Source organism: Paracoccus isoporae (assembly GCF_900101865.1).
GTDB classification, from domain to species: domain Bacteria; phylum Pseudomonadota; class Alphaproteobacteria; order Rhodobacterales; family Rhodobacteraceae; genus Paracoccus; species Paracoccus isoporae.
This window is the reverse complement of sequence record NZ_FNAH01000005.1, coordinates 174,742-199,191: the sequence shown is the minus strand read 5'-3', so window position 1 is coordinate 199,191 and position 24,450 is coordinate 174,742. Positions and strand designations below refer to the sequence as shown.

Here is a 24,450-nt window from a genome sequence, read left to right as displayed (position 1 = left end):
AGTGATGCGTTGCCTGATTATCGAGGACGACCCGACGCTGAGCGGCCAGCTCGCCCATGTGCTGCAGGAGGCCGGATTCGTGACTGACACCGCCGAAGACGGCGAGCAGGGCGAGTTCCTGGGGGCCACCGAAACCTATGACGTGGCGGTGCTGGATCTGGGCCTGCCCGGCATGCCGGGGATCGAGGTGCTGGAACATTGGCGCGCAGGCGGCATCGACATGCCGGTGCTGATCCTGACGGCGCGCGGCGAATGGGCCGACAAGGTGGCAGGCTTCCGCGCCGGGGCGGATGACTACGCGGTCAAGCCCTTCCGGCTGGAGGAGGTGGTGATCCGCGCCCAGACCCTGGTGCGCCGCGCCGCAGGCCACGCCCAGACGGTGATTTCGGCAGGTGCGCTGAAACTCGACAGCCAGCTCAGCGTCATCACCCGCGACGGCGTGCCGCTGCGCCTGACCGCGTTCGAGACGCGCATCCTGTCCTATCTGATGCATCACAAGAACCGGGTGATCTCGCGCAGCGAGCTGTCCGAACATCTCTATGACGCCAATGCGGACCGCGACTTCAAGTCGATCGAGGTGGTGATCGGCCGGTTGCGCCGCAAGATCGGCGAGGGGGTGATCGAAACCCGGCGCGGCGAGGGCTATGTGCTGCGCGACCGTCAGCCGTCGGGACCGGCCAGATCTTGATCGGCTGGCATTCGATCCGCGGCCGGCTGATCTGGCTCTCCGCCGCCTGGCTGATCGCGGCGCTGCTGGCCGCCTACCTGGTGATCGGCGGCATATTGGAGCGCGCCATCACCCAGCGTTTCGATGCCGAAACCGCCGCCATCGCCGATTCGCTGATGGCCAACACCCAGGCCAATTCCGCCGGGCTGGCCGAGCTCTACGCCGCCCCCGCCGATCCGCGTTTCGCCGCCCCGCTCTCGGGCTGGTACTGGCAGATCGCCGCGGATGGAGAGGTGTTTGCCCTGTCCGCCTCGCTCTATGACGCGGAACTGCCCGGCGGCGACAGCATTGCGGGGGCCGAGGCCACCGGCCCCGGCGATCAGGCGCTGCGGCTGCTGCGCCGCGCGTTCACCGTGCCGGACAGCAGCGAGGCGCTGAGCGTCACCGTCACAGCCCCGCGCGCCGAGATCGACGCCGCCCTGGCGCAGGTCCGCCGCCCGCTGGCGGTCTCGCTGATCCTGCTGGGGGCCGGGCTCGTGGGCGCGGTGCTGTTGCAGGTCACCGCGGGGCTTTCGGCGCTGAAACGGATGGGGCGCGACCTTCGCGCGGTGCGTGACGGCCAGATCACCGCCCTGCCCCGCCCCGACGCGACAGAGCTCCAGCCCGTCACTGAGGAGATGAATGCCCTGCTCGGTCAGAACCGCGACCAGATCGCCCGGACGCGCGAGCAGATCAGCAATCTCGCCCATGCGCTGAAAACCCCGCTGATGGCGCTGCAGGGGGAGCTGGCCGATGACCATCCCGGACAGGCGATGATCGGGCGCATGGACCGCCAGATCGGTTGGCATCTGAAACGCGCCCGCAGCGCCGGCGGCGCGCGGGTGCTGGGTCAGCGCAGCGCGCTTGCCCCGGTAATCGACGACCTGGCGCTTGTCCTGCGCCGCGCCTTGCGGGACCGCGACCTGACCCTGCAGGCCGAGATCCCGTCCGGGTTCGCCCTGCCGGTCGAGGAGCAGGATCTTCAGGAAATGCTGGGCAACCTGATGGAGAACGCGGTGAAATGGGCCGATGCCCGCATCGTCATCCGGGCAGAGACCGGCAAGGGACAGCTCAGCGTCACCGTCGCCGATGACGGGCCCGGCATGCAGAACGCGGATCATGCCCGCGCCCTGTCACGCGGCACAAGGCTGGATGAGCGCGGGCCGGGCGCCGGGCTGGGGCTGGCCATCGTCGCGGATCTGGCGGCGCTGAATGGCGGCGCGCTGCAACTCGGCCGCGATGCGGATCTGGGCGGGCTGTCAGCCCGGCTGACCCTGCCCGGCTGACCCCGGCAGAGCCTCCGCCCCGGCTGACGCCCCCGGCGCATCCGGCGGCGGGCCGAAGCGTTCGACCCAGCGCACCAGCCGGGGCAGCGACTGGCTGCGCAGATCATAGCCCTGGCAGATCGTCTCGCGCGCCGCGTGGCGCAGCGCCGCGGCCTCGGCATCCTCGCCCGACAGCCCGCGAATGAGCGCCCGCGACAAGGCGGAGACGTCGAAGAACGGCACCAGCCGCCCGTTCCTTCCGTCCTCAATGAGTTCGCGCACCGGCGCGGTGTCGGAGGCCACGACATAGGCCCCCGCCGCCATCGCCTCGGTCAGCGACCAGCTCAGCACGAAAGGATAGGTCAGATAGCAATGCACCCGGCTGATCTGGAGCACGCGCCGGTAATCGCCATACGACACGCGGCCGAGGAAATGCACCCGGTCCAGATCCAGCCGCCCGTCCAGCTCGGCCAGCATCTTGGCCTTCCAGCTTTCGGCATCCTTCGGCTTGCCGCCATAGCTGACCCCGTCCCCGCCGATCAGCACGACCTGCGCCTCGGGGCGCGCCGCCAGCACCTCCGGCAGGGCGCGCATCAGCATGTGAAAGCCGCGATAGGGCTCCAGCGAGCGGGCCACATAGGTCAGCACCTCGTCCCCCGCCCGGATCTCGCGCCCGTTTGGCAGGGTCAGCCGCGCCTCAGGGTCGGGCGCCATGCGCGCGGTGTCGATGCCGTCATGGATCACGGTGATCTTGCCGCGCAGCGCCTCGGGAAAGCTTTCGGCCTGGTAGCGCGTCGGCGACAGCGCCGCGTCGCATTGCAGCATGCCGAGCGCCAGATGCGCGTTGCGCCCGGTGGTGGCGAAGCGGGCCGCGTCGAGATCCTGCACGAACTCGGCGTCGAAGCCGACATCCTGGCCCCGGCTGCGATACATCAGCTCGGCATAGACCAGCAGTTTCGCCTCCGGCCAGATCTCCTTGAGATACAGCGTCTCGCCCCAGCCGAAATGCCCGAAGATCACGTCGGGCGTGTAGCCGTGCCGGTCGCGCATCGCCCGCGCTGCCCGCGCCGCCATCAGCCCGCGTTCGGAATGCTGCGCGAAACTGCGCGCCAGCGGCTGGCTGCACGTCACCTCGCCGGGGGATTTGTAGCGCAGCACGCGCACATGGCTGGGACGTTCATTCGTCTCGTCGGTCAGGGCGAGGACGTGATGGCCCCGCGCCTTCAGAAGCGGCGCCAGATGCAGGAACTGAGCGGGAAAATTCTGATGGACGAACAGGATCTTCATGTCGCGCGGTCGGGGAAGGCCGCCGCCATCAGCTCCCGCGTGTAATCGGTTTCAGGGGCGTCGAAGATCTCGGCCACGCTGCCCTGTTCGACCACCTCGCCGGCGCGCATCACCATGATCTTGTGCGACATGGCGCGCACCACCCGCAGATCATGGCTGATGAACAGGAAGGCCAGCCCGTGATCGCGCTGCAACCGGCGCAGCAATTCGACGATCTGGACCTGCACCGTCATGTCGAGCGCGCTTGTCGGCTCGTCCAGCACCACGACTTTCGGGCGCAGGATCATGGCGCGCGCAATCGCGATGCGCTGCCGCTGCCCGCCCGAGAATTCATGCGGATAGCGGTGCATGGCGCTGACCGGCAGGCCCACCTCCTGCATGATCTCGGCCACCATGTCGCGGCGGTCGCGCCCCTTCTCGACCCCGTGCACGCCCAGCCCCTCGGCGATGATCTGCTCGACCGTCATGCGCGGCGACAGGCTGCCGAACGGATCCTGAAACACGATCTGCATGTCGCGCCGGAGGCGGCGAAGCTGCCGCGCCCGCCAGTCGGAAATATCGTCGCCCAGATACAGGATCGGCCCGTCGCTCTGGATCAGCCGCATGATCGCCAGCGCCAGCGTGGTCTTGCCGGATCCCGATTCGCCCACGATCCCCAGCGTCTCACCTGCGGATACGCGCAGCGAGGCGCCGTTCACCGCCTTCACATGGCCGACCGTGCGGCGCAGGAACCCCCGCTGGATCGGGAACCACACCTTCAGATCGCGCGTCTCGACAATCGGGTCGCCGGGCGCGACAGGCGCGGCCCGCCCGCTGGGTTCGGCGGCCAGCAGCCGGCGCGTATAGGAATGCTGCGGGTCCGAGAAGATCGCCTCCACCGGCCCCTGCTCGACGATCTCGCCATCCTTCATCACGCAGACGCGGTCCGCGATCCGGCGCACGATGGCCAGATCATGGCTGATGAACAGCATCGACAGCCCCTCGTCGCGCTTCAGTTCCGCCAGCAGATCGAGGATCTGCGCCTGGATGGTCACGTCAAGCGCCGTGGTCGGCTCATCCGCGATCAAGAGTTCCGGCCGGTTGGCGAGCGCCATCGCGATCATGATCCGCTGCCGCTGCCCGCCCGAGAACTGATGCGGATAATCCTTCAGCCGCGACTGCGCCTCGCGGATGCCGACGCGGTCCAGCAATTCGATGATCCGCGCCCGTGCCGCCGCGCCCTTCAGCCCCTGATGCAGCGCCAGGCTCTCGGAGAGCTGCTTTTCCAGCGTGTGCAGCGGGTTGAGCGAGGTCATCGGCTCCTGGAAGATGAAGCTGATATCGTTGCCGCGAATATCGCGCAGCGTGGCCGGGCTGGCGCCGATCATGTCGCGCCCTTCATAGGAAATCTCGCCCTCCAATTCGGCGGACTCGCCCAGAAGCTGAACGGTGGACAGCGCAGTGACCGATTTGCCCGAGCCCGACTCGCCCACAAGCGCCACGGTCTCGCCGCGCCCGATCTGGAAGCTGACCCCGCGCACCGCCGGGATCAGTTGGCCATCCTGGCGGAAACTGATCTTCAGATCGCGCACATCCAGCACCACATCCTCTGGCGCAGCGCCGGGATGGATCACCATCGGCTCATCCGGCGCCGCCTGCGGGGCGGGCACCGCGTCGCCCTCATGCAGTTCCGGCGGCGGTGCCGGCGCATCCGTGCCGGCCGGGGTCTCCTCGGGCCGGGCGGTCAGGGCGCGGGCGGGATCTTCGGGTTCGTCCGGGCGGCTCATTTGAAGGTCTTCCGGGGGTCGAATGCGTCGCGAATGCCCTCGAAAATGAAGACCAGAAGCGACAGCATGATGGCGAAGGTGAAGAACGCGGTAAAGGCCAGCCAGGGCGCGTTCAGGTTCTGCTTGGCGACAAGCGCCAGCTCGCCCAGGCTCGGCGCCTCGGCGGGCAGGCCATATCCCAGGTAATCCAGCCCGGCCAGAAGCGAGATCGTGCCGGTGACGATAAAGGGCAGCATGGTCAGCGTCGCCACCATCGCGTTGGGCAGGATATGGCGGAACATGATCTTGCGGTCCGACACGCCAAGCGCCCGCGCCGCCCGGACATATTCGAAATTCCGCGCCCGCAGGAACTCGGCGCGCACCACGCCCACAAGCGCCGGCCAGCCGAACAGGATCATCACGAAGACCAGCAGCCAGAAACTTCGTCCGAAGATCGCGAACATGATGATGATGACATAGAGCACCGGCGTGTTCTGCCAGATCTCCAGCAGGCGTTGCAGGATGATATCCGTCCGCCCGCCGAAATAGCCCTGGATCGCGCCCATGGCGATGCCGATGACCGACGCCACGGCCGTTACGATCAGCGTGAACAGCACCGAGGTGCGGAAGCCGTAAATCGTGCGCGCCACCACGTCCCGCGAGGTCGCATCGGTCCCCAGCCAGTGATCGCCATCCGGGGCGCTCGGCGCCGGGCCGACATTGTTGGTGGTGCGGAAATGATAGGGGATGGGCGGCCAGACCATCCAGCCCTGCTCGGCCTCGGGGATGTCGGATGTGCCGTCGCGGATCGCGGCCATCACCCCTTCGGGATCGTCCCAGCATTCCTCGCGCCCGCCCGAGACGATCAGGCATTGCGTGTCGGGCAGCGTATAGATCGCCTCGGTCGCGAAATCGCCGCCGAACGCGGTTTCGGGATAGAAGTTGAAGACCGGGAAATGCAGATCGCCGCGATATGACAGCACCACCGGCTTGTCATTCGCCACGATCTCGGCGCACAGCGAGATGACGAACAGCACCGAGAACAGGATCAGCGACCAGAAGGCGCGCTTGTTCGACCGGAAATTGCGCCAGCGGCGGCGATTGAGTTCGGACAGCGCCATCAGCCCGCCCTCTTCTCGAAATCGATGCGCGGATCGACCAGCACATACATCAGGTCGGACAGGATGCCGATCACCAGCCCCAGCAGCCCGAAGATGAACAGCGTCCCGAACACCAGCGGATAGTCCCGCTGCACCGCCGCGTCAAAGCCCAGCCGGCCCAGCCCGTCGAGCGAAAAGATCGTCTCGATCAGGATCGAGGCCCCGAACAGGATCGCCAGCAGCATCCCCGGAAACCCGGCGATCACGATCAGCATGGCGTTGCGGAAGACATGGCCGTACAGCACCCGGCCCTCGCTCAGCCCCTTGGCGCGGGCGGTCATCACATATTGCTTGTTGATTTCATCTAGAAAGCTGTTCTTGGTCAGCAGCGTCAGCGTGGCAAAGCCCGAGATCGACATGGAGATCACCGGCAGCGCGATATGCCACAGGTAATCCCTGATCTGACCGAGCGTCGACAGCTCCTCGAAATTGTCGCTGACCAGTCCCCGCAGCGGAAAGATCCGCCAATATGACCCGCCCGCGAACAGCGTGATCAGCAGCACCGCGAACAGGAACGCCGGGATCGCATAGGCCACCACGATCACCCCCGAGGTCCAGGTATCGAAGGGCGTGCCGTCGCGCACCGCCTTGCGGATGCCCAGCGGGATCGAGATCAGATAGGCCAGCAGCGTCGACCACAGCCCCAGCGTGATCGAGACCGGCAGGGTGCGCAGGATCTCGTCCACCACGCTGGCCGAGCGGAACCAGCTTTCCCCGAAATCGAAGCGCACGTAATTGCCCAGCATCTTGCCGAAGCGGCGCGCCGCCCCCACCGGCTCCTTGCGGCATTCCTCGGCCGCCAGATCGGGTTGGCCGTCAAACCCGTCATCGCAGACGATTTCCGCGAATCCCATCTGCAATTCCAGCTCCGACAGGAATTCCGGCGGCAGGCCCTGGGCACCGGCATATTCCACCGCGCCGCTGTCATTGCCGCCGCCCGACATGTTCGAGAAGCTGTCGCCCTCGCCCTGCACACGGGCAATGACCTGTTCGATCGGCCCGCCGGGGACGAACTGGGTCAGCGCGAAATTCACCAGCATGATCCCGAACAGCGTCGGTATGATCAGCAATAAGCGGCGCAGAATATAGGCTGCCATGCCCCTTGCCTGCCTTCCCTGCCAGCCGGTTCACGCCCGGCCTTGTTCAATGTGAGGCTGTTTTCCGCCTTCTTTCGCCAGAAATCAAGAGAGCCGGGCGGCCGCCCCGCCGCGCGCTCAGCGCAGCGCCCCGGATGCGCGCAGCGCCGCCGCCTTTTCGGCGTCGAACCAGGCGAAATCGAAATACCAGGGCGTGGAGATCGACGCGTCCAGATAGGGCGGCAGCTCGTCGGGGTAATCATACTGGTCGTAATAGGCCAGCCGCTGCTCGGCGCTGAACCAGTTGGGCACCCAGGGCCGCATCGCCCGCAACACCCGGTCGAGCGCATGGGTGGCGGTCACCATCTCCGCCTCGGTCTCTGCGGCGACGGCGGTCCCGATCAGGCTGTCGACCGCCGGGTTGGAGATCCCCGCCAGGTTGAACACATCGTCCACCCCTTGCGAGCCGAACATCTGATACAGCCCGTCCCCCGCGATCATGTCGGTCAGCGCATGGCCGATGATGATGTCGTAATCGAAACTGTAGCGGCGGTTCTCATGCTCAGCATTGTCCACCCGCGCCATTTTCGCATCAACGCCGAGGCGTCGCAGATTTTCGACGAACGGATTAATAACCCGGTCGAATGTCTGGGAATCGTTCATGAATTCGACGCTCAGCACCTGCCCGTCCGCGTTGCGCCGCATCCCGTCACTGCCCGGCACCCAGCCCGCCTCGTCCAGCAATGCGCCCGCCCGGCGCAGATTGCCCCGGTCGATCTGGCGCTCGCCGCTGACCGGCGGGACCACCGCATCCTCGGTCAGCGCGCCGTCGGGCAGATCCGCCGCCAGCGGCTCCAGCAGCGCCAGTTCGGCCTCGGATGGCGGCCCCTCGGCCTTGAGGTTGCTGTTTTCCCAGAAGGACTGGGTGCGGCTGTACTGATCGTAGAACAGCGTCCGGTTCGACCATTCGAAGTTGAACATCAGCCCGATCGCCTCGCGCACGCGCGGATCCTGGAACTTCTCGCGCCGCAGGTTGAAGAAGAACCCCTGCGCCGGGGCCTTGCTGCCGGTCTCGATCTCGGCCTTGACCACCGCACCGCGCTCAACCGCCGGAAAATCATAGCCGGTGGCCCATTTGATCGCCGAGTTCTCCGCCCGGAACGTGTATTCACCCGCCTTGAACCCCTCGAACGCGGCGTCGCCATCACCGAAATACTCGATACGGATGCGGTCGAAATTATGCCGCCCGATATTGATCGGCAGATCCTTGCCCCAATACTCCGGGTTGCGCTGCCAGACCGTGCGCCGCCCCATATCGGCACTGCCGAACATATAGGGGCCGGAGCCGATGAAGGGCGTACTGCTGCTGTCGGACAATTCCCGCCCGTTCTCCTCGAAATCCTTTTTCGAGAACACCGGCAGCCCGCCAGCCGTCTGGACCACGTCGCGGCGGGGATAGCCCTCCACGAAATCGAAGCGGATGCGGCGGTCGTCCAGCACCTCGGCGCCCGCGATGGATTGCGCGATCACCGCACGGAACGAGGACAGCCCCTTGTCGCGCAGCGTCTCATAGGTGAACAGCACGTCCTCGGCGGTGACCGGCGTGCCGTCGGAAAATGCCGCCTCCTCGCGCAGGGTGAAGATCGCCCAGTCCCGGCTGTCTGGATATTCGACGGTCTCGCAAAGCAGGCAATAGGCGGTCCCGATCTCGTCCATCGTGCCGGTCATCAGGCTCTCATGCATGACCGTGGACAGGGCCGCGCCGCGCCCCTTCACCGTATAGGGGTTGTAGCTGTCGAACCCGCCGGCAAGCGCGATGGAAATCTCACCCCCCTTCGGGGCATCGGGGTTCACGTAAGGCAGATGCTCGAAATCCGGCGGCAGGGCGGGTTCGCCGAACACCGACACGCCATGCGCCACAGTGGTCTCGCCCGTCGCCGCATCACCCGGCGACGCGCCGTCCTGCGCGGGTGTGCTCGGCTGCGCCCCAGCGTCGTCTGTGGCGGCACTCGCCTCTGGTGCTGCGGGTTGGGAGGCGGGCGCCTGCGCCAATGCCACGGCACCGATCAGCGACAGCGGCAGGGCAAGCGCGGCAAGACGAGCGGGGCGGGGCATGGCGATCCTTCCTGTTGGGTTGCCGCACAGGCTACGCCCTCGCCCCCCGCCGGATCAATCCGCGTTTTCGTGATCGGCAAGGCCAAACGCAAAACGCCCGGCCGCTTGGGCCGGGCGGGTGCAAATCCGGGTCGCCGCCGCGATCAGGGCTGTTCGGTCAGATAGGCGATCAGGTTCGCGCGATCCTCGGCATCGGGCAGCCCGGCAAAGGTCATCTTGGTCCCCGGCACCACGCCGCGCGGATCGGCCAGGAATTCCTGCATCGCCTCGGGCGTCCATTCCGGCGCCTCGCCGGCATGGGCGACCATCGGATCGGAATAGGCGAACCCGCCGACCGAGGCCACGGCCCGGCCCATCACCCCGTTCAGATGCGGCCCGATCCCGTCCGAGCCGTCCAGCTTGTGACACGCCCGGCACTTGCCGAAGACACGTTCCCCCGCGCCCGCATCGGCCGAGGCCATCAGCGCCGAGAAATCGATCTGCTCTTCCTCCGCAACCTCGCCGCCGCCGGTCTCCTCGACGGGGATGGAATAGGCCTGCGCCACCTCCTCGCCCTCACCATGTCCGGCACCTCCGGGCGGCTTGACGGAATACAGCCCCGTCCCGGCCCAGAACAGCAGCAGCAGCGCCAGCAAGGAGCCGATCAGCGCGCCGGATGCCTTCGTGATGGTCATGGTGTTGAACATGTGCCGTCCCCGCTAGGTAGTGTTCAAAATTCTGCGCGTATCTATCCGCTTTCTTTCAGCCGGTTCAAGGTATAGTTGACCCGTCAAGCCACGATCCGTCAATCGACTGCCGGGACCATGATCAGGACCAACAATCTCATCGCCTTCCAGGGCGAACCGGGCGCCTACAGCCACCAGGCCTGCCACGACGCCCGCCCCGACATGGAGGCGCTGCCCTGCCGCACCTTCGAGGATGTGATCGAGGCGGTCCGCGCGGGCGAGGCCGATCTGGCCATGCTGCCGGTGGAGAACTCGACCTATGGCCGCGTGGCCGACATCCATCACCTGCTGCCCGAATCCGGCCTGCACATCATCGACGAGGCCTTCGTGCGCGTCCATATCAGCCTGCTGGCACAGCCCGGCGTGACGCTGGACGAGGTGACGGAGGCGATGAGCCATACCGTGCTGCTGGGCCAGTGCCGCGGCTTTCTGCGCGACCACGGCATTCGCAGCATCACCGGCGCGGATACGGCAGGCTCGGCCAAGATCGTCGCCGAGCAGGGCCAGCGTCACATTGCCGCACTGGCCGCGCCGCTGGCCGGAGAGATCTACGGGCTGAACCGGCTGGCCGACCAGATCGAGGACCGGCAGAACAACACCACCCGCTTTCTCATCATGTCGCGCGAGCCGGATTACGCCCGCCGCCCGAACCGCGCGGGCGAGGCGGGAATGCTGACCAGCTTCGTGTTCCGGGTGCGCAACATTCCGGCGGCGCTCTACAAGGCGATGGGCGGGTTCGCGACCAATGGCGTGAACATGACCAAGCTGGAAAGCTACATGGTCGACGGGGTGTTCACCGCGACGCAGTTCTATGCCGATATCGAGGGCCATCCCGAGGACGAAAATGTGCGCCTCGCGCTTGACGAGCTCAGCTATTTCACCTCGATGCTGAACGTGCTGGGGGTCTATCCGGCCGATCCGCTGCGCGCCGAACAACTTCGGCAAGCGCGCTGATCGCCATAATATCCTTGCATAGCAGGACGTTAGGCGTGACGCCTGCACGCAGGGGCTGCGCCCGCGGTCACTCGGTCCCGCTCAGCCCGCAACGGCGTCGTTGACGAAGCCCGCCACCCGATCCGCCACCCGCCGGTCGATCTGCGCCTTGCCCAGCTTGGCGGTCTGCAGCGCCAGCCGCGCGCGCATGTTGCGCGGCTTCACCTCCAGCTCGAAGATCAGCCGCGATTTCTGCCGCGCGAGCGCCACCACGCTCATGTCCAGCCGGATCTCGAAGGATTGCGACTGCCCGGTATAGGCCAGTTTCTCGGGCCGGTCATACTGGACCAGCAGCATCCGCAGCTCGCGCTGCTGGCCGCGCCAGTCAAAGGCCAGATCCCAGGCCCGCGCCGTGCCGGAGGAGATGTTGTTAACTCGGCTGACGACCACACCCCGCCGCATCAACATCCGCTCGAGCCGGTCGAAATTCGCAACCGAATCGAAAAGCTGCTCGGCGCTGATGGCTTTGTCGACGCGTGTGGAAAACTTCATAATCACCACAAAATCGGTTAGATTTACAGAGAGTTAGCCGCAGAGGTGACGCAAGGCAAGACGTTCGTCTACAAATTTAAGCATCTTCCGCAATCGAAAGTTGTGTGATGCGCGGAATTGCGCCTAGGCTGATGTGAGGGCCATTTATATTGATATTTTGGCAGGAAATACAAGATGCAGATCCGCTCGGCCACGCACCGCAATTACGGCCGCGTCGAACAAGTTTCCACGCTCGAGATTGCCATTCTCGCCACCACCGACCTGCATATGCAACTGGGCGACGACCTGCCCGGCGGCGGTCTGGCGCGGATCGCGCCGCTGATCGCCGCGGCCCGCGAACGCCATGCCAACCTGCTGCTATTCGACAATGGCGATCTGCTGCAGGGCACGCCGCAGGCCGACGAGATCGCGCGCGCCGGGCTGGGGCCGCATGACGTCCACCCGGCCATCGCGGCGCTGAACAGGCTGCGCTATGACGCCGCCTGCCTGGGCAATCACGACTTCACCTATGGCATCGCCCATCTGCGCCGGGTGCTGCGCGACGCCCGCTATCAGTTGACGCTTGCGAATGCCGGTCTGACCGACGGCGCGCCCTTGTGGTCGGACACGGTGATGCTGCGCCGCCGGATGCGCGACGCGCAGGGCGCGGACCACATGCTGCGGATCGGCGTGTTCGGCGTGCTGCCGCCGCAGACCACGGAATGGGAGCCCGGCCTCGCCCGGCATCTGCAGACCGAAGATGTCGTCCGCGCCGCCGGCCGCGCCGTCTCCTCGCTGCGCGCGCGCGGGGCGGATCTGGTGGTGGCGCTCAGCCATGGCGGACCGGGAGAGGATGCCGCGCCGCGGGCCGAGAACGCGGCCGCCTGCATCGCGGCGCTCTCCGGTGTCGATGCGGTGATCGCGGGCCACACCCACGAGGTGCTGGTCCGCCCGGCCGCACCGGGGCGCGCGGCCCTGGTGATGGCGGGCTTCGGCGGCTCGCATCTGGCGGCGGTGACGCTGCGGCTGCGCGGCGGGGGCGGCGCCTGGCAGATCACCGACAGCATCGCCGAGGCGCGCCCGGCCACCGTGCCCGGCTGCGCCCGGCTGCGCGCGACGGTGTCCTGGCTGCCGCAGGGCACCCGGCGGCGGCTCGACGCGGCGATCTGCCGGATCGGCACAAGGCTGAGCAGCCATTTCGCCCTGCTCGGCGTCGATCACGGCATGCGGCTGGTCGAATCGGCGATGCGTGCCCATGCCGCCGAGACCCTGCCGCATTGCAACCTGCCGATGATCTTCGCCCAGGCCCCGTTCCGCACCGGCGGGCGCGGCGGGCCGGGCCATTACGTCGACATCCCCTCCGGCAAGCTGTCGCGGGGGGATCTGTCGCGGATCTACCCGTTCGGCAACCATGCCGCCGCGATCGAGCTTACCGGGTCCGAGATCGCGCAATGGCTGGAACGGGCCGCGGCGCTGTTCACGCATCTGCCCGACGCGCCCAGCCAGACCGGCCCGCTGATCGACCCGGACATGCCCGGCTTCCAGTTCGACGTCATGTCCGGGGTAGAATACGGCGTCGATCTCAGCCGGGCGCCGGCCTTCGACCGCTGCGGCCGCCCGACCGGCCATCCCGGCCGCATCGTCGGGCTGTGCCATGCCGGCCGCCCGGTGGCGCGCGATCAGCGTTTCCTGGTCTTCACCAACAGCTACCGGCTGAACAGCGGCGGCGTCTACGAGACGCTGACCCGCGGCCGCGCCTGCCTGCTGCCAGAGCCGGCGCAGGCGCGGGTGCGCGACATCATCGCCCGGCATCTGATGCGCGCCGCCCCGCCGCGCGGCCCGCTGCGCCCGTTCTTCCGCCTGCACGCCCCGCCCGGCACGAAAGTCTGGTTCGACACCGCGCCGGAGGCCGATCTGTCCAACTGCCCGCTGCCGGTGATGACCACCGAGCGCCGCGATTCGGGGTTCCTGCGCCTCGGCCTGCAATTCTGAACCGCGCCCGGCCAGGCCGCGCGACCCCGCGCAGCCATCCCTCGCGCAGCCACCCCCACCGCGCGCCACCCGCGGCCCCGGCCAGGCCCCATGCGCACCCCGCCGGGGGTTGCATCCGCGCGCGCCCATCCCTAATTAGGCCGCGAGAGGCTGGCGCGGGCGAACGCTTCGCCAACCCGGTCAGGTCCGGAAGGAAGCAGCCGCAACGAATTCCGTTCGGGTCGCTGTCCAGTCTCTCACCCCTCCCCCGCAGCATCGCCGACCGCTCAGGGCAAGCCGGTTGGCATCCCTAGCCGCCACACCGCCCCATCTCGCCGGTTGTCGCACCCCGCCCCCATCGCTAATGTGACGCCACCCAGGCGAGGCGAGATGACCGAGAGCGAACAGAACTACCAGGTGCTGGCCCGGAAATACCGGCCCGAGACCTTCTCCGACCTGGTCGGGCAGGATGCGATGGTGCGCACGCTGAAAAACGCCTTCGCCGCCGACCGCATCGCGCAGGCTTTCATTATGACGGGCATTCGCGGCACCGGGAAAACCACCACCGCGCGCATCATCGCCAAGGGGCTGAACTGCATCGGCCCCGACGGCGCGGGCGGCCCGACGACCGAGCCCTGCGGGCAATGCGAACATTGCGTGGCGATCACCGAGGGCCGCCATGTCGATGTGCTGGAAATGGACGCGGCCTCGCGCACCGGCGTCAATGATATCCGCGAGATCATCGAGAGCGTGCATTACCGGGCCGCCTCGGCGCGCTACAAGATCTATATCATCGACGAGGTCCACATGCTCTCGACCAGTGCGTTCAACGCGCTGCTCAAGACGCTGGAGGAGCCGCCGCCGCATGTGAAATTCATCTTCGCCACCACCGAGATCCGAAAGGTGCCGGTCACCGTGCTGTCGCGCTGCCAGCGTTTCGACCTGCGCCGGATCGAACCGGAGGTGATGATCGACCTGCTTCGCCGGATTGCCGGGGCCGAATCCGCGCAGATCACCGATGACGCCCTGGCGCTGATTACCCGTGCGGCCGAAGGTTCGGCGCGCGATGCCACCTCTCTGCTGGATCAGGCGATCAGCCACGGCGCGGGCGAAACCACGGCCGATCAGGTCCGCGCCATGCTGGGTCTGGCCGATCGCGGCCGCGTGATCGATCTGTTCGAGATGATCCTGCGCGGCGATGCGGCGCAGGCTTTGGCCGAGTTGCAGGCCCAATATGCGGACGGGGCGGACCCCGTGGCGGTGCTGCGCGACCTGGCCGAGATCACCCACTGGCTGTCGATCGTGAAGATCACCCCGGCGGCGATGGACGATCCCACCATCTCGCCCGATGAACGCAGCCGCGGCGCGTCGCTGTCCGAACAGGTGCCGATGCGGGCGCTGACACGGCTCTGGCAGATGCTGCTGAAGGCGCTCGAGGAGGTCTCGGCCGCGCCCAATGCGATGATGGCCGCCGAGATGGCGGTGATCCGGCTGACCCATGCCGCCGACCTGCCCGACCCCGAGGCGCTGATCCGCAAGATCCAGCAGGCGCAGACCGCAGGCGAGCTGACCCGCCCCGCGCCGCCATCCGGGCGCAGCCCGGCCCCGGTCTCCGGCTCTGCCCCGGCCACCGCCGGGACCGCTGGGGCGGCCCCGCGCGGCCCCGGTCAAGGCAGCGCTGTCGCGCCCACCGCGCGGGCGCAGGGCCCGTCAGCCGCACCGGGACAGGCGCTCGCCACCGCCGCGCTGCCCGAGTCCCTGATCGCCGCCTACCCGGATTTCGACAGCGTCCTCGAGCTGATCCGGCGGATGCGGGACATGCCGCTCCTCATCATGGTCGAGGATCACCTGCGCCTCGCCCGCTACAGCCCCGGCCGGATCGAGTTCCAGCCCACCCCCGACGCGCCCGCCGATCTGGCCTCCCGCCTGGCCGAACGGCTGCGCGGCTGGACCGGGGGCCAGCGTTGGGCGGTGACCATCGTCAATGACGGCGGCGCCCCGACCATCTCGGAAACCCGCGCCGCCGCGCAGGCCGAGGCGATGGCGCGCGCCGCCGCCCATCCGCTGGTCAAGGCCGCACTGGCCGCCTTCCCGGCGGCGAAACTGGTCTCCGCCCGGCGCGTTGAACCGGCGGAGACAGTCGAACCGGCCCCGGTCGAACAGGCCGGTGCCATGCATGGTGACGGAACCTCCCCCGTGGCAGAGGCCGAGGAGTGGGATCCGTTCGAGGATGAGGATTAGGACATGATGAAGGGTTTGGGCGGATTTGGCGACATGGCCAAGATGATGGCCGCCGCCAAGGACATGCAGGCCAAGATGGCCGAGATCCAGGAAGGTCTGGACAAGACCACCGTGACCGGCGAGGCCGGGGCGGGTCTGGTCAAGGCCACCGCCACCGCCAAGGGCGAACTGACCGGGCTGGAGATCGACCCCTCGATCTTCGTCGCCTCCGAGAAGGAGGTGGTCGAGGACCTGATCCTCGCCGCGATCAAGGACGCGCAGCGCCGTGCCCAGGACAAGGCCCAGTCCGAAATGGCCCGCATCGCCCAGGATCTGGGCCTGCCCTCCGACATGAAACTGCCGTTCTGAGCCGCGCGTGGCCGAAGGCAGCGACGACATCCAGGCGCTGATCGGGGCGATGGCGCGGCTGCCGGGGCTGGGTCCCCGCTCCGCCCGGCGCATCGTTCTCTCGCTGATCGGCCGCAAGCCTGGCCAGATGGCGCAGCTCTCGGCGCTGATGACCCGCGTGGCCGAGACGGCCCGGCCCTGCACGCGCTGCGGCAATATCTCCGACCGCGAGATCTGCCCGATCTGCGCCGATCCCGCCCGCCAGACCGGAGAGATCTGCGTGGTGGAATCGGTGGCCGATCTCTGGGCGCTCGAACGCGGCCGGGCGTTTCGCGGCCGCTACCACGTCCTCGGCGGCACGCTGTCGGCGCTCGACGAGATCGGGCCGGAAGATCTCGGCATTCCCCGCCTGCTGGCCCGGCTGGAGGCAGAGCAGGTGTCCGAGGTGATCCTCGCGCTCAACGCCACGATCGAGGGGCAGACCACCGCGCATTACATCGCCGACGCCCTTCCCGACGGGCTCAGCGTCACCGGGCTGGCCCAGGGCGTCCCGATCGGGGGCGAGCTCGACTATCTCGACGACGGCACCATCACCGCCGCCCTGCGCGCCCGCCGCCGCTTCTGATCGCGCCCGCCCCGCTTGACTTCCCGGCCGGTCTTGCGTATCTGCGGCCCCAATTCCCGGAAGGTCTGCCCTTCCGGTCCCCGACCATTGCGCGGGGATCGCCCCCCGTCAGCGCGTTGCGCCCACGGGGGCGATTGTGCATTCCGCACCCGCGCAGCCCCGATTGGACCCCCGAGGAGGCCCGCATGTTCGAGAATCTTTCCGACCGTCTTGGCGGCGTCTTCGACCGGCTGACCAAGCAGGGGGCGCTGTCGGAGGAGGACGTCACCGCCGCCCTGCGCGAAGTCCGCACCGCGCTCTTGGAGGCCGATGTCTCCCTGCCCGTCGCCCGCAGCTTCGTGAAATCCGTCACCGCCAAGGCCACCGGCGCGGCCGTCACCAAATCCGTCACGCCGGGCCAGCAGGTCGTCAAGATCGTCCATGACGAACTCATCAAGACGCTTCAGGGCGAGGGCGAACCCGACGCGCTGCGCATCGACAATCCGCCCGCCCCGATCCTGATGGTCGGGCTGCAGGGCTCGGGCAAGACCACCACCACCGCCAAGCTCGCCAAGCGCCTGAAGGACCGCGAGAAGAAAAAGGTCCTGATGGCCTCGCTCGACACCAACCGCCCCGCTGCGATGGAGCAGTTGGCCATTCTCGGCACCCAGATCGGTGTCGACACGCTCCCCATCGTGAAGGGCGAAACCGCCGTCCAGATCGCCAAACGCGCGAAACAGCAGGCCAGCTTCGGCGGCTATGACGTCTATATGCTCGACACGGCCGGCCGCCTGCATATCGACGAGGTGCTGATGGACGAGGTGCAGGCCGTCCGCGACGTAACGAACCCGCGCGAGACCCTGCTGGTCGTCGACGGCCTGACCGGTCAGGACGCCGTCAATGTCGCCACCGAGTTCGACGGCAAGGTCGGCATCTCCGGCGTCGTCCTGACCCGGATGGATGGCGACGGGCGCGGCGGTGCGGCTCTGTCCATGCGTGCCGTCACCGGCAAGCCGATCCGCTTCGTCGGTCTGGGCGAGAAAATGGACGCGCTCGAGTCCTTCGACGCCAGCCGCGTCGCCGGCCGCATCCTCGGCATGGGCGACATCGTGGCGCTCGTCGAAAAGGCGCAGGAAGTGCTGGAGGTCGAGCAGGCCGAGCGCATGATGAAGCGCTTCCAGAAGGGCATGTTCAACATGAACGACCTTCGCAGCCAGCTTGAACAGATGCAGAAGATGGGCGGCATGGGCTCGATCATGCAGATGATGCCGGGCATGCAGAAAATGGCCAAGCAGGCCGAGGATGCCGGCATGGATGACAGCATGATCCGCCGCCAGATCGCGCTGATCAATTCCATGACCAAAAAGGAACGCGCCAACCCCGCGCTGCTGCAGGCCAGCCGCAAGAAACGCATCGCCGCGGGGGCCGGGCTGGAGGTCGCGGAACTCAACAAGCTCCTGAAGATGCAGCGCCAGATGGCCGACACGATGAAAAAACTCGGCAAGATGAAGGGCGGGATGCTGAAACAGGCCATGCGCGCCATGACCGGCAAGGATGGCGGCCTGCCCGACATGGCCAATGCCGATCCGGCCAAAATGGCCGAGGCGACGAAGATGCTGCAAGACCCCAAGGGCCTCGGCGGCCAGTTGGGCGGGGCCGGGCTGCCCGGCGGTCTCTCGGGGCTGTTCGGAAAGAAATAACCATGCCGAGCGAGATCGCCACAATCCAGATCGAGGTTCCCATCCTCGAAACCAAGCGCCTGATCCTGCGCGAACCGCGCAACGCGGATTGGGAAGCGGTGCGCGCCTTCTCCATGTCGGATCGGTCGCGCCATGTCGGTGGCCCGTTCAATGAATGGCAGGCATGGTCATCGCTCGTCTCGGTGGCGGGCCATTGGGCGATCCGCGGCTACGGCATGTGGACGGTCGAGGACAAAGCCACCGGCGGCGTGACCGGTCGCATCGGCATCATCAACCATATCGACTGGCCCGAACCGGAACTCGGCTGGCAGATCTTCGAAGGGTTCGAGGGCAAGGGCCTCGCCTATGAGGCCGCGATGGCCGCCCGCAACCACGCCCAGGGCAGCATGGGCATGGGCCCGCTCATCTCGCAAATCGCCCATGACAACACCCGCTCCCGCCGCCTCGCCGAACGCATGGGCGCGGTGATCGAATCCGAAGGCGAGGTCCGCGGCACGCCCTGCCTGATCTATCGCCACCCGGCAGGTGTCGCATGACGCTTTGTTTCTTCTTCACCCAAATACCCGTCCCGGCCCGGCTGGAGGCGCGACCATGACAGCATTGACCGACGCCCCCATCCTGAAAACGGACCGCCTGATCCTGCGGCCTCCGCATCTGTCGGATTTCGACGCTTTTGCCGCCTTCTACGCCAGCCCGCGCGCCGAAACCCTCGGCGGCCCGTTCGACCGCAAGGAAGCCTGGACCGAATTTGCCGCCGCCGCCGGTCAATGGCTGCTGCGCGGCTACGGGTTCTGGGAAATCACCGACCGGAACTCCGGCGCGAATATCGGCCGCGCCGGAATCTACCATCCCGATTTCTGGCCCGAGCCCGAACTCGGCTGGATGATCTACGGCAACAGCCACGAGGGGCGCGGCATCGCGCAAGAGGCCGCCATCGCCGCCCGCGACGGCGCAGCCAGGCATTGCGGCATCACCGCCCCCATGTCGTCAATCGAGGCCGGCAATGCCCGCTCGATTGCTCTGGCCGAACGCATGGGCGCACATCCCGACGGGGAATGGGAAACGCCTTATGGCCCCATGCTACGCTTTCGCCACGCAAAGGTGGCCGCATGACGCCCACCCTGACCACCGACCGCCTGACCCTGCGTCCGCCCAAGGCAAGCGATCACGCCGCCTATGCCGCCTTCTTCGCGGACCCGGAGGCCTCGCATTTCTACGGCGGCCCGCTCCTGCCCTATCAGGCGTGGGAACGGCTGAGCGCAGATGTCGGGCATTTCGCGCTGAAAGGCTTCGGCCGCTTCGTCATCGAACGTGACGGCGCGCCCGTCGGCGGCTGCGGCATCCTCGATGTGGCGGGCTGGCCGGGCCATGAACTCACCTGGTGGCTCTTGCCCGCCGCGCGCGGTCAGGGCAACGCGCAAGAGGCCTCGCGCGCCGTTCTGGCCTGGGCGGGCGATGCGCTCGGCTGGCGCCAGGTCGAAACCCATTTCCGCGACGAGAATCTCGCCGCCCGCCGCCTGACCGAATCCCTCGGCGGTGTGAAACAACGCCGCGAGATCTTTCCCGACGGCCATGCCCGCGACATCTACGCCATCCCGACCCGCGCCGAGGTGACGGCATGAGACCCGCGTCTTTCTTCTTCACCGAAATACCCCGTGGAGCCGGCTACGGCACCGAGGGCGGCGCCCTGTCTGCACGACCTGTGTACAATCGGTGTACGCGCGGTGTACGCCCCGTGCCCTGCTCTTCGGAGGCCAAATGACCGATCCCGTCACCCGCGCCGCCACGCTGCTGGCCAGCCATCGCGACAGCATCGACCGGCTGGACGCGATCCTCGTCTACACGCTGGCCGAGCGGTTCAAGCACACGCAATCCGTCGGCCGCCTCAAGGCCGACCACGACCTTCCACCGTCCGATCCGGCCCGCGAATCCGCGCAGATCGAACGGCTGGAACGCCTCGCGCGCGAGGCCGATCTCGACCCGGAATTCGCGCGCAAATTCCTCAATTTCGTGATCGCGGAAGTCATCCGCCATCACGAAAGCTACCAATCGTGACGCGTCAGGAACACGTCGCAAACACGCCATTTCAAAGGAGAAAACGCAATGGCCATGAAAATCCGTCTCGCCCGTGGTGGGTCCAAGAAACGCCCCCATTACGCCATCGTCGCCACCGATTCGCGCATGCCCCGCGATGGCCGCTTCCTCGAAAAGCTGGGCACCTATAACCCGCTGCTGCCGAAAGACAGCGAGCAGCGCGTGCAGATGAACATGGAGCGCGTCGCCTACTGGCTCGAACAGGGCGCCCAGCCCACCGACCGCATCGCGCGCTTCCTCGAAGCCGCCGGTGTGCGTGAAAAAGCCACCCGCGCCAACATGAAAAAGGCCCAGCCCGGCAAGAAGGCCCAGGACCGCATCAAGGAGCGCGAGGACAAGGCCGCCGCCGCCAAGGAAGCCGAAGAAGAAGCCAAGCGCGCCGCCGAGGAAGCCAAGAACGCCCCGGCCGAGGAAGCACCCGCCGAGGACGCCGCTTCGGAATGATCCATCGACGGCCCGCCCTCCCCGGCGGGCCGCTGATTTTCCCGGCACGCGATGCTCCTCTTCCGGCTGATCCGGCTTGCGATTCTGTTGATGCTCGCCTTCGCGGCGGGCATGCTCTTTGAGCGCGGCCAGCAGATGCGGCTCTGCGAGGACACGGGCGGTGTCTGGGGCCAGGCCGGCATATGCGGAGGGCGATGAGCCATGTCTGACAGGATCTGCGTGGGGGCCATCGCGGGCGCGTTCGGCGTGCGCGGCGAGGTGCGGCTGAAAAGCTTCACCGCCATGCCGGAGGACATCGCTGCTTACGGCGCGCTGAGCACCGAGGATGGCGCGCGCAGCTTTGACGTAGCCCTGACCCGGCCAGTCACCGGCGGTCTCGGCGCGCGGCTGTCCGGCGTCGAGACCCGCGAACAGGCCGAGGCGCTGAAGGGCACCACGCTTTGGGCCCTGCGCGCTGCCCTGCCCGCGCTGCCGGATGATGAATTCTACCATGCCGATCTGATCGGGCTGGAGGTCTATGATCCGGGCGGCAAGTTGCTGGGCCGGGTCCGCGCGATCTACGATCACGGCGCGGGCGACATTCTCGAAATCGCTGCCACCCCGCCTTTGCTGCTGCCCTTTACCCGCGAGATCGTGCCCACCGTGGATCTTGGCGCGGGCCGCATCATCGCCGATCCACCCGGCTCGGACGAATGAGCGATCCGCCGAAATCCCATGGCAGGCTGTCCATCCGGGCCAGCCGCACACCGCGCGACCTGATGGCCGAGCCGCAGGCGGCGGGGGCCTGGACGGCGAATGTGATCACATTGTTCCCCGAGGCGTTTCCCGGCGTGCTCGGCCTGTCGCTGACCGGGCGCGCGCTTCAGCAGGGGTTGTGGAATCTGCGCACCATCCCGCTGCGCGAACACGGCGTCGGCAAGCACCGCAATGTCGATGACACCCCCGCGGGCGGCGGCGCCGGCATGGTGATCCGGCCCGATGTGATGGATGCGGCGCTGCGCGAGGCCGGCGGCAGGCTGCCGGCGGTCTATCTGTCACCGCGCGGGCGGCCGCTGACGCAGGGGCGCGCCCGCGATCTGGCGCAGGGACCGGGGATCACCCTGATCTGCGGGCGCTTCGAGGGGGTGGATCAGCGCGTGCTGGACGCAAACGGGGTCGAGGAGATCAGCATCGGGGATTATGTCCTGACCGGCGGAGAACTGGCCGCTCAGGTCTTGATTGACGCGACGGTTCGGCTTATACCGCGCGTCGTCGGGAATCAGGCATCGCTGGCTGAAGAGTCCTTTTCGGACGGTTTGCTGGAACACCCGCACTATACTCGCCCCGCCGAGTGGGAAGGCCGCAGGATCCCGGATGTCATCATGTCCGGCAATCACGCGGCCATTGCTGCTTGGAGGCGCGAGGAGGCCGTAAGGCTGACCAAAGAACGCCGCCCCGACCTGTGGCGGGCATATCGGGACCGGATGACCGGCACCCCGCATGACCCGGCCAAGGACGCACAGCTCTCGGGCGCATCACACCAAGCGGGGACCGAACCCGCGCAAGATGAAGGATGAACCGCGATGAACCTGATCGCACAGCTCGAAGCCGAGCAGATCGACGAGCTCGGCAAGGATATCCCCGATTTCAAGGCCGGCGACACGATCCGCGTCGGCTACAAGGTGACCGAGGGCACCCGGACCCGCGTGCAGAACTATGAAGGCGTCTGCATCAGCCGCAAGGGCGGCAACGGCATCGGCGCCAGCTTCACCGTCCGCAAGATCTCCTTCGGCGAAGGCGTGGAACGTGTCTTCCCGCTCTACTCGACCAATATCGACGCCATCACCGTGGTCCGCCGCGGCCGCGTCCGCCGCGCCAAGCTGTATTACCTGCGCTCGCGCCGCGGCAAGTCGGCCCGGATCGCGGAAGTCACCAACTACAAGCCGAAGGCCGCCAAGGCCGACGCCAACGCCTGAGGATCTCGACCATGAAAAAAGACATTCATCCCGATTACCACATGATCGAGGTCAAGATGACCGACGGCACCACCTATCAGTGCCGCTCGACCTGGGGCGCAGAGGGCGACACGCTGTCGCTGGACATCGACCCGACCTCGCACCCGGCCTGGACCGGCGGCTCGGCCCGGCTGATGGATGCGGGCGGCCGCGTCTCGAAATTCAAGAACAAATATGCCGGTCTGGGCTTCTGAGCCTGACCTTGCATCGAAGATGCCAAGCGCCGCCCCTCGGGGCGGCGTTTTTCGTTGTCCCTGCCTGCGCCTCCCCCGCCAAGGTGACACGCGTCTGTTACCTGCTTCGGTCAGCATAAACCCATGCACCTGCATATTTTTCGCAGAAAGGGTCTCCGCCATGTCCGACACAGATGCGATGCATCCCGACCGGGAAATGCTGGCCGATGCGCCGCCCCGCAATAGCTGGCAGCAATGGATTGCGGTGGCTGGGCTTGTCTATCTGCTGATCTGCGCGGTCGGGCTGATCGGCTCGGGCTTCAAATCCGCGACCGGCGACCAGGCGGAAGAGCTGTTTGCCTTTGCCACCAACCCGTTTGCCGGGCTCGTCGTCGGCACGGTGGCGACGGCGCTGATCCAGTCCTCTTCGACCGTGACCTCGATCATTGTCGGTCTCGTCGCCGGCGGCCTGCCGGTGGCGGTTGCCGTGCCGATGGTGATGGGGGCCAATATCGGCACCTCGATCACCAACACCATCGTCTCGCTCGGCCATGTGCGCGAGAAAAAGGAATTCGCCCGCGCCTTCTCGGCGGCGACGGTGCATGATTTCTTCAACCTGCTGTCGGTGGTCATCTTCCTGCCGCTCGAAATCGCCTTCGGCCTGCTGGAAAAGATCGGCAAGGCGCTTGCTGCGCCGTTCTATGGCGGCGCGGATGCCTCGATGGACGGGTTCAACTTCGTGAAGGCGGCGACCGCGCCGGTGACGAAGGCGATTTCCGGCCCGATCCTGTCGCTGGGCGATGTGGCGGGCGGGGTGCTGCTGATCTTGGTCGGCATCGCCATGATCTTCCTGGCCATCAATTTCATCGGCAAACTGCTGAAGCTGCTGATGGTCGGACGCGCGCGAGAGATCATGCATACCGCCATCGGCCGGGGTCCGGTGGCGGGCATCGCGTCCGGCACGCTGGTGACCTGCCTCGTGCAGTCTTCCTCGACCACCACCTCGCTCATGGTGCCGCTGGCGGGATCGGGCGCGTTCGGGCTGAAGCAGATCTACCCCTTCACGCTGGGTGCGAATATCGGCACCTGCCTGACCGCGCTGCTGGCCGCGACCGCCGTGACCGGCAACAGCGAGGCCGCCTTGCAGATCGCCTTTATCCATCTGACCTATAATGTGCTGGGTGTGCTGGTGATTTACGGGCTGCCATTCCTGCGCTTCCTGCCGGTGCGCGCGGCGGAATGGCTGGGCCGGACCGCGGCGGAACAGAAATCCATTGCGCTCGCCTATATTCTGGGGGTGTTCTTCGTCATCCCTGCTTTGTGTCTGGGCATCACCGCGCTGCTGTAAGATGAAAGGCG

Annotated in this window: 25 protein-coding genes and 1 other RNA gene; 19 read left to right on the top strand and 7 right to left on the bottom strand. The window is 67.1% G+C overall.

From position 1 onward, the window contains the following. Positions 1-4: 4 nt before the first annotated feature. Both BLT73_RS10170 and BLT73_RS10165 read left to right on the top strand, forming a co-directional pair. Positions 5-688 (top strand): response regulator transcription factor, encoded by a 684-nt coding sequence (locus tag BLT73_RS10170; protein ID WP_090523560.1) that lies wholly within the window; start codon positions 5-7, stop codon positions 686-688. Beyond that, entirely contained in the window at positions 685-1,992 is a 1,308-nt protein-coding gene (locus tag BLT73_RS10165) for a sensor histidine kinase (RefSeq protein WP_245727229.1), read from the top strand. Before BLT73_RS10170 ends, BLT73_RS10165 begins: the two co-directional genes overlap by 4 nt. On the opposite strand, the gene BLT73_RS10160 is transcribed toward BLT73_RS10165, so the two are convergent. The 6 genes from BLT73_RS10160 to BLT73_RS10135 all read right to left on the bottom strand — a co-directional run bounded on the left by BLT73_RS10160 (position 1,966) and on the right by BLT73_RS10135 (position 10,040). Continuing rightward, a complete protein-coding gene (locus BLT73_RS10160) occupies positions 1,966-3,258 on the bottom strand; it encodes a glycosyltransferase (RefSeq protein ID WP_090523556.1) in 1,293 nt (430 codons plus the stop codon). The two genes, BLT73_RS10165 and BLT73_RS10160, sit on opposite strands and share 27 nt — an antisense overlap. After that, a complete protein-coding gene (locus BLT73_RS10155) occupies positions 3,255-4,874 on the bottom strand; it encodes an ABC transporter ATP-binding protein (protein ID WP_090523636.1) in 1,620 nt (539 codons plus the stop codon). The genes BLT73_RS10160 and BLT73_RS10155 overlap by 4 nt, the downstream gene beginning before the upstream one ends. A gap of 146 nt (positions 4,875-5,020) precedes the next feature. After that, the gene (locus tag BLT73_RS10150) at positions 5,021-6,124 is read right to left on the bottom strand and encodes an ABC transporter permease (protein WP_090523553.1); all 1,104 of its coding nucleotides are present in this window, start codon (positions 6,122-6,124) and stop codon (positions 5,021-5,023) included. Beyond that, positions 6,124-7,260 carry a microcin C ABC transporter permease YejB gene (locus BLT73_RS10145; protein ID WP_090523550.1) on the bottom strand — a complete coding sequence of 379 codons (1,137 nt, stop codon included), beginning with the start codon at positions 7,258-7,260 and terminating at the stop codon, positions 6,124-6,126. The genes BLT73_RS10150 and BLT73_RS10145 overlap by 1 nt, the downstream gene beginning before the upstream one ends. 117 nt (positions 7,261-7,377) lie before the next feature. Next, a complete protein-coding gene (locus BLT73_RS10140; protein WP_090523548.1) occupies positions 7,378-9,354 on the bottom strand; it encodes an extracellular solute-binding protein in 1,977 nt (658 codons plus the stop codon). 143 nt (positions 9,355-9,497) lie between these two features. Then, positions 9,498-10,040, bottom strand: coding sequence for a c-type cytochrome (locus BLT73_RS10135; protein WP_090523545.1), 543 nt, complete (start codon positions 10,038-10,040; stop codon positions 9,498-9,500). 117 nt (positions 10,041-10,157) lie between these two features. Between BLT73_RS10135 and BLT73_RS10130 the strand changes: the two genes are divergently transcribed. After that, positions 10,158-11,033, top strand: coding sequence for a prephenate dehydratase (locus BLT73_RS10130; RefSeq protein WP_090523542.1), 876 nt, complete (start codon positions 10,158-10,160; stop codon positions 11,031-11,033). 81 nt (positions 11,034-11,114) lie between these two features. Here the strand turns inward: BLT73_RS10130 and BLT73_RS10125 are convergent, their stop codons facing one another. Then, on the bottom strand, positions 11,115-11,564 hold the full coding sequence (locus BLT73_RS10125) for a hypothetical protein (protein ID WP_090523540.1): 450 nt from the start codon (positions 11,562-11,564) through the stop codon (positions 11,115-11,117). Positions 11,565-11,738: 174 nt separating this feature from the next. Between BLT73_RS10125 and BLT73_RS10120 the strand changes: the two genes are divergently transcribed. The 16 genes from BLT73_RS10120 to BLT73_RS10045 all read left to right on the top strand — a co-directional run bounded on the left by BLT73_RS10120 (position 11,739) and on the right by BLT73_RS10045 (position 24,439). Then, positions 11,739-13,535 (top strand): 5'-nucleotidase C-terminal domain-containing protein, encoded by a 1,797-nt coding sequence (locus BLT73_RS10120; RefSeq protein WP_090523538.1) that lies wholly within the window; start codon positions 11,739-11,741, stop codon positions 13,533-13,535. A gap of 144 nt (positions 13,536-13,679) precedes the next feature. After that, positions 13,680-13,776: signal recognition particle sRNA small type (ffs, locus tag BLT73_RS10115), an RNA gene on the top strand. A 128-nt stretch (positions 13,777-13,904) separates the two neighbouring features. Beyond that, positions 13,905-15,755 carry a DNA polymerase III subunit gamma/tau gene (locus tag BLT73_RS10110; RefSeq protein WP_090523534.1) on the top strand — a complete coding sequence of 617 codons (1,851 nt, stop codon included), beginning with the start codon at positions 13,905-13,907 and terminating at the stop codon, positions 15,753-15,755. Positions 15,756-15,758: 3 nt separating this feature from the next. Beyond that, entirely contained in the window at positions 15,759-16,103 is a 345-nt protein-coding gene (locus BLT73_RS10105; protein WP_090523533.1) for a YbaB/EbfC family nucleoid-associated protein, read from the top strand. 7 nt (positions 16,104-16,110) lie between these two features. Further along, positions 16,111-16,707: a recombination mediator RecR gene (recR, locus tag BLT73_RS10100; RefSeq protein WP_090523530.1), complete on the top strand. Its 597-nt coding sequence runs from the start codon at positions 16,111-16,113 to the stop codon at positions 16,705-16,707. A gap of 185 nt (positions 16,708-16,892) precedes the next feature. After that, on the top strand, positions 16,893-18,386 hold the full coding sequence (gene ffh, locus BLT73_RS10095) for a signal recognition particle protein (protein WP_090523528.1): 1,494 nt from the start codon (positions 16,893-16,895) through the stop codon (positions 18,384-18,386). 2 nt (positions 18,387-18,388) lie between these two features. After that, positions 18,389-18,922 carry a GNAT family N-acetyltransferase gene (locus BLT73_RS10090; RefSeq protein ID WP_090523525.1) on the top strand — a complete coding sequence of 178 codons (534 nt, stop codon included), beginning with the start codon at positions 18,389-18,391 and terminating at the stop codon, positions 18,920-18,922. A gap of 55 nt (positions 18,923-18,977) precedes the next feature. Further along, a complete protein-coding gene (locus BLT73_RS10085) occupies positions 18,978-19,499 on the top strand; it encodes a GNAT family N-acetyltransferase (protein WP_090523522.1) in 522 nt (173 codons plus the stop codon). Beyond that, on the top strand, positions 19,496-20,008 hold the full coding sequence (locus BLT73_RS10080; RefSeq protein WP_090523520.1) for a GNAT family N-acetyltransferase: 513 nt from the start codon (positions 19,496-19,498) through the stop codon (positions 20,006-20,008). Before BLT73_RS10085 ends, BLT73_RS10080 begins: the two co-directional genes overlap by 4 nt. 136 nt (positions 20,009-20,144) lie before the next feature. Then, positions 20,145-20,441 carry a chorismate mutase gene (locus BLT73_RS10075; protein WP_090523517.1) on the top strand — a complete coding sequence of 99 codons (297 nt, stop codon included), beginning with the start codon at positions 20,145-20,147 and terminating at the stop codon, positions 20,439-20,441. Positions 20,442-20,489: 48 nt separating this feature from the next. Then, entirely contained in the window at positions 20,490-20,924 is a 435-nt protein-coding gene (rpsP, locus tag BLT73_RS10070; RefSeq protein ID WP_090523515.1) for a 30S ribosomal protein S16, read from the top strand. A gap of 201 nt (positions 20,925-21,125) precedes the next feature. Beyond that, positions 21,126-21,620, top strand: coding sequence for a ribosome maturation factor RimM (gene rimM / locus BLT73_RS10065; protein WP_090523510.1), 495 nt, complete (start codon positions 21,126-21,128; stop codon positions 21,618-21,620). Further along, complete coding sequence (gene trmD, locus BLT73_RS10060; protein ID WP_090523508.1) at positions 21,617-22,480, top strand: tRNA (guanosine(37)-N1)-methyltransferase TrmD; 864 nt, start codon at positions 21,617-21,619, stop codon at positions 22,478-22,480. Before rimM ends, trmD begins: the two co-directional genes overlap by 4 nt. A 6-nt stretch (positions 22,481-22,486) precedes the next feature. Further along, positions 22,487-22,879: a 50S ribosomal protein L19 gene (rplS, locus tag BLT73_RS10055; protein WP_090523505.1), complete on the top strand. Its 393-nt coding sequence runs from the start codon at positions 22,487-22,489 to the stop codon at positions 22,877-22,879. Between the two features lie 11 nt (positions 22,880-22,890). Then, positions 22,891-23,112 carry a 50S ribosomal protein L31 gene (gene rpmE, locus BLT73_RS10050; protein WP_090523502.1) on the top strand — a complete coding sequence of 74 codons (222 nt, stop codon included), beginning with the start codon at positions 22,891-22,893 and terminating at the stop codon, positions 23,110-23,112. A 160-nt stretch (positions 23,113-23,272) separates the two neighbouring features. Next, complete coding sequence (locus tag BLT73_RS10045) at positions 23,273-24,439, top strand: Na/Pi symporter (protein WP_176805031.1); 1,167 nt, start codon at positions 23,273-23,275, stop codon at positions 24,437-24,439. Positions 24,440-24,450 lie beyond the last annotated feature (11 nt).

Excerpts from the sequence above, each read along its gene's own strand:
- BLT73_RS10170 (WP_090523560.1), top strand. The coding sequence starts at position 5 with ATGCGTTGCCTGATTATCGAGGACGACCCGACGCTGAGCGGCCAGCTC.
- BLT73_RS10160 (WP_090523556.1), bottom strand. The coding sequence starts at position 3,258 with ATGAAGATCCTGTTCGTCCATCAGAATTTTCCCGCTCAGTTCCTGCAT.
- BLT73_RS10155 (WP_090523636.1), bottom strand. The coding sequence starts at position 4,874 with ATGGTGATCCATCCCGGCGCTGCGCCAGAGGATGTGGTGCTGGATGTG.
- BLT73_RS10150 (WP_090523553.1), bottom strand. The coding sequence starts at position 6,124 with ATGGCGCTGTCCGAACTCAATCGCCGCCGCTGGCGCAATTTCCGGTCG.
- BLT73_RS10145 (WP_090523550.1), bottom strand. The coding sequence starts at position 7,260 with ATGGCAGCCTATATTCTGCGCCGCTTATTGCTGATCATACCGACGCTG.
- BLT73_RS10140 (WP_090523548.1), bottom strand. The coding sequence starts at position 9,354 with ATGCCCCGCCCCGCTCGTCTTGCCGCGCTTGCCCTGCCGCTGTCGCTG.
- BLT73_RS10135 (WP_090523545.1), bottom strand. The coding sequence starts at position 10,040 with ATGTTCAACACCATGACCATCACGAAGGCATCCGGCGCGCTGATCGGC.
- BLT73_RS10130 (WP_090523542.1), top strand. The coding sequence starts at position 10,158 with ATGATCAGGACCAACAATCTCATCGCCTTCCAGGGCGAACCGGGCGCC.
- BLT73_RS10125 (WP_090523540.1), bottom strand. The coding sequence starts at position 11,564 with ATGAAGTTTTCCACACGCGTCGACAAAGCCATCAGCGCCGAGCAGCTT.
- BLT73_RS10120 (WP_090523538.1), top strand. The coding sequence starts at position 11,739 with ATGCAGATCCGCTCGGCCACGCACCGCAATTACGGCCGCGTCGAACAA.
- BLT73_RS10110 (WP_090523534.1), top strand. The coding sequence starts at position 13,905 with ATGACCGAGAGCGAACAGAACTACCAGGTGCTGGCCCGGAAATACCGG.
- BLT73_RS10105 (WP_090523533.1), top strand. The coding sequence starts at position 15,759 with ATGATGAAGGGTTTGGGCGGATTTGGCGACATGGCCAAGATGATGGCC.
- ffh (WP_090523528.1), top strand. The coding sequence starts at position 16,893 with ATGTTCGAGAATCTTTCCGACCGTCTTGGCGGCGTCTTCGACCGGCTG.
- BLT73_RS10090 (WP_090523525.1), top strand. The coding sequence starts at position 18,389 with ATGCCGAGCGAGATCGCCACAATCCAGATCGAGGTTCCCATCCTCGAA.
- BLT73_RS10085 (WP_090523522.1), top strand. The coding sequence starts at position 18,978 with ATGACAGCATTGACCGACGCCCCCATCCTGAAAACGGACCGCCTGATC.
- BLT73_RS10080 (WP_090523520.1), top strand. The coding sequence starts at position 19,496 with ATGACGCCCACCCTGACCACCGACCGCCTGACCCTGCGTCCGCCCAAG.
- BLT73_RS10075 (WP_090523517.1), top strand. The coding sequence starts at position 20,145 with ATGACCGATCCCGTCACCCGCGCCGCCACGCTGCTGGCCAGCCATCGC.
- rpsP (WP_090523515.1), top strand. The coding sequence starts at position 20,490 with ATGGCCATGAAAATCCGTCTCGCCCGTGGTGGGTCCAAGAAACGCCCC.
- rimM (WP_090523510.1), top strand. The coding sequence starts at position 21,126 with ATGTCTGACAGGATCTGCGTGGGGGCCATCGCGGGCGCGTTCGGCGTG.
- trmD (WP_090523508.1), top strand. The coding sequence starts at position 21,617 with ATGAGCGATCCGCCGAAATCCCATGGCAGGCTGTCCATCCGGGCCAGC.
- rplS (WP_090523505.1), top strand. The coding sequence starts at position 22,487 with ATGAACCTGATCGCACAGCTCGAAGCCGAGCAGATCGACGAGCTCGGC.
- rpmE (WP_090523502.1), top strand. The coding sequence starts at position 22,891 with ATGAAAAAAGACATTCATCCCGATTACCACATGATCGAGGTCAAGATG.
- BLT73_RS10045 (WP_176805031.1), top strand. The coding sequence starts at position 23,273 with ATGTCCGACACAGATGCGATGCATCCCGACCGGGAAATGCTGGCCGAT.